Origin of the sequence: Cupriavidus sp. HPC(L), assembly GCF_000307735.3 — a bacterium.
In the GTDB taxonomy this organism is placed as follows: domain Bacteria; phylum Pseudomonadota; class Gammaproteobacteria; order Burkholderiales; family Burkholderiaceae; genus Cupriavidus.
The window spans coordinates 1-3,115 of the sequence record NZ_AMPR02000282.1; the positions used below are offsets into that span (position 1 = coordinate 1).

The window sequence follows — 3,115 nt, forward strand, 5'->3', positions numbered from 1 at the left end:
GGTCTCGGCGGCGCGAGCTGTGGGCTCGGCGGCCGGTGCAGCGGGCGCGGCGGCCGCGCGCGGACGTTCCTGGCCGCGTGCCAGGCCCTGCTCGACCGCGGACAGCAGCTTCTGCAGCGCGATCGGTTTTTCCAGGAAATTGAGCGCGCCGATCTTGGTCGCTTCCACCGCGGTATCGATGGTCGCGTGCCCGGACATCATGATCACGGGCATCGTCAGCTGGCCCTGCGAGGACCATTCCTTGAGCAGCGTCACACCGTCGGTGTCCGGCATCCAGATATCGAGCAGCACCAGGTCGGGCGTATTGCCGGCACGGTATTCACGGGCTTGTTGCGCGTTTTCGGCTACTTCGACTACATGGCCTTCGTCGCTGAGGATTTCCGAGAGCAGTTCACGGATACCCATTTCGTCGTCGACTACGAGGATGGTTGCCATACTTTCCTCTTAACCCCTCCGCGGCGTTCCGGGTCGGACCGCATCATCATGCATCACTATGCCAGCTTGGCGAACAGGATCGATATCTGGGCGCCGGCGACTTCGGTGCCCTCCATGCGGTTGCGCAGTTCGATGCGCGCCCCATGTTCGTCAATGATCTTCTTCACCATCGCAAGACCCAGACCCGTCCCCTTGGCCTTGGTCGTCACGTATGGCTCGAACGCGCGGCTCAGGATGCGCGGGGCGAACCCCGGACCATTGTCAGCGATGGTCAGCTTGACAGCCTGGCGGCTTTCGCCGGCAGGATCTTTGTATTCTACAGTCTCGGTGTGCAGAGCGATACAAGGCGCCGGACGGCCCGCCGCCACGTTCTCCGCGACCGCATCCTGCGCATTCTGCAGCAGATTGTGTATCACCTGCCGAAGCTGGGTCGGATCGCCCTTGATGTCGGGCAGATCGTCGGCCAGCGACGGATGAATCACGGGATGCTCGTGCAGGCCGGGATCGTCGATACCGTACAGATGCAGGACCTCGGCCACCAGCGCATTGAGCTGCAGCGTCTGCAGCATCGCCGGCGGCGTGCGGGCGTAATCGCGGAAATCGTCGACCATGCGCTTCATCGCCGCTACCTGGTTAACGATCGTGGTGGCCCCGCGCTTTAGCACGTCCGCGTCGATGCCTTCGAGCTTGGACGCGAGCTTCATCTGCAGCCGCTCGGCCGACAGCTGGATCGGCGTCAGCGGGTTCTTGATTTCATGCGCGAGGCGCCGGGCCACTTCGCCCCATGCGACCGACCGTTGAGCCGAAATCACATCGGAAATATCGTCGAACACGACCACATAGCCCGGCTCGGCATGATCGCTGACATGGTCGCCGCCCGGCAGCCGCGCGCCGCGTACCAACAGCGTCAGCGGCTGTTCCTCGTCGCCATGCGGCAGTTCGATCTGCTTCTGCCAGTGCGCGGCGCCGCCGAGCACCTCGCTGGTGCTCTGCTCGGAGAAGGCCTGCCGCACGATTTCGCCGAACGCCGCCATGCCGGGAATGGCCTCGACCGGATGCCCGATGGTGGGGCCGAGCGGCTGGCCGAAGATGCGTTCGGCACCGGGGTTGGCCGTCACCAGCGAGAAGCGCCGGTCCATCACCAGCACGCCGGCGGTCAGGTTCTGCAGCACGCTTTCGAGGAAGGCCTTCGATTGCTCGAGCGCGGCGCGATTCTGCTCGACGGCCAGGCGCGCCTCGGCCAGCTGGCGCGTCATCATGTTGAACTGCTGCGTCAGCATGCCCAGCTCATCGCGGCTCTTCAGTTCGCGCTTGGGCGACAGGTCGCCTTCGGCGACTTCCTTGGTCCCCTGCAGCAGCATCAGCAGCGGCCGCGCCAGCTGCCCGCCGAGCAGCAGCGCCAGCATCACCGCGATGAATACCGCGAGGAACAGCGTCAGCGTCAGCGTGCCGATATACATCTTGCGCAGGCCGGTGCGGCCCAGCGCCTTTTCCTGGTAGTCCTGGTAGGCGCGCTGGACTTCGTCGGCATTGCGCGCCAGCACGGCGGGGACCGGATGCACGATCTGCAGATAGCGTTCCTCGCGCACGGTATCGCCGATCAGGCCGAAGCCCGACGACGGATAGTCCTCGGCACGCCGCTCCAGCGACAGGCCCGAGCCCGCCCAGCGGTCCTTGCCCGCGGGACGCTGCGCCGCGCCCAGCGACGCTTCGTCGGTCGGCGCCGCGGTGCCCAGCGGAATGATCACGCGCAGCCGGTACAGGTGATTGGCGTCGGCGCGCTCGGCTTGCGGATGGCCATCGCTGCCGCCGTCGGTGCCGGGATCGGTGCCGCCCTCGACCGCCGCGTAGCCGCCCGCGAGCCGCGCCTGCTCGACCAGCACGCCGGAAGGCAGGCTCGGCACCAGCATCGCGTAATTGCTCGACGCGGACGCGATCACACGCCCGCCGCCGGTGAAGATCGAAGCCTCCTGCACGCCGTACTGTTCGCGCAGCCGGTTCAGCTGCAGCGAGTTGGTGGGCTCGCTCGCGCTGATGATCTGGTCGCTCATCTGCCGGGCCTTGGCCTGCAGATCGGCCAGCGCGCTGTCGATGGTCGAGCGGCCCAGATTCAGGCCCGCCTCGAGCGCGGTCTCGACACGCACGTCGAACCACGATTCGATGCTGCGCGAGACGAATTGCAGCGACACCAGATAGATCAGCACGCCCGGCAGCACGCCGACGATGCCGAAGAACAGCGCCAGCTTGGTCATCAGCCGCGTGCCAAACTTGCCGCGGCGATAGCGGACCCACAGCGCCACCGCGAGCGCGCCGATGATCAGCACCATCAGCACGCCGATCACCAGATTGATCTTGTACAGCAGCGTGAAATAGCGGTCGAAGAACTCGGTATTGGCGGACGCGGCGGCCAACAGCACCACCAGCACCAGCGCCAGGAAGACGATGGTGCCGGCGACCACGCGGCTCAGCACCCGGCGCAGCCGGCTGTCGAGCACGCTGTTCAGCGGGGAGATCATGCTTCGGCGACCAGCGACGAGAGCGAGATCGGTGCCAGCATGCCGGCGACCGTGCGCGCGGACGCCGGCGAAGGCGGGCGGGCGTTGCCGATGCCGGGCGCCGAGGCCGGCGCGGGACTGGGCGTGGAAGCGGGAGCCGTCGCACCACCTGGCACACTACCCGG

2 protein-coding genes are annotated in these 3,115 nt (G+C 66.7%); both read right to left on the reverse strand.

The window, feature by feature from the left end:
* The coding region (locus tag B551_RS15675) for a response regulator (protein WP_043440124.1) at positions 1-435 on the reverse strand (435 nt) is incomplete at its 3' end.
* 56 nt (positions 436-491) lie between these two features.
* The gene (locus B551_RS15680; protein ID WP_006578781.1) at positions 492-2,951 is read right to left on the reverse strand and encodes a PAS domain-containing sensor histidine kinase; all 2,460 of its coding nucleotides are present in this window, start codon (positions 2,949-2,951) and stop codon (positions 492-494) included.
* Between the last annotated feature and the right edge of the window lie 164 nt (positions 2,952-3,115).

Coding starts and splice junctions, on each gene's coding strand:
- B551_RS15680 (WP_006578781.1), bottom strand. CDS start 2,951: ATGATCTCCCCGCTGAACAGCGTGCTCGACAGCCGGCTGCGCCGGGTG.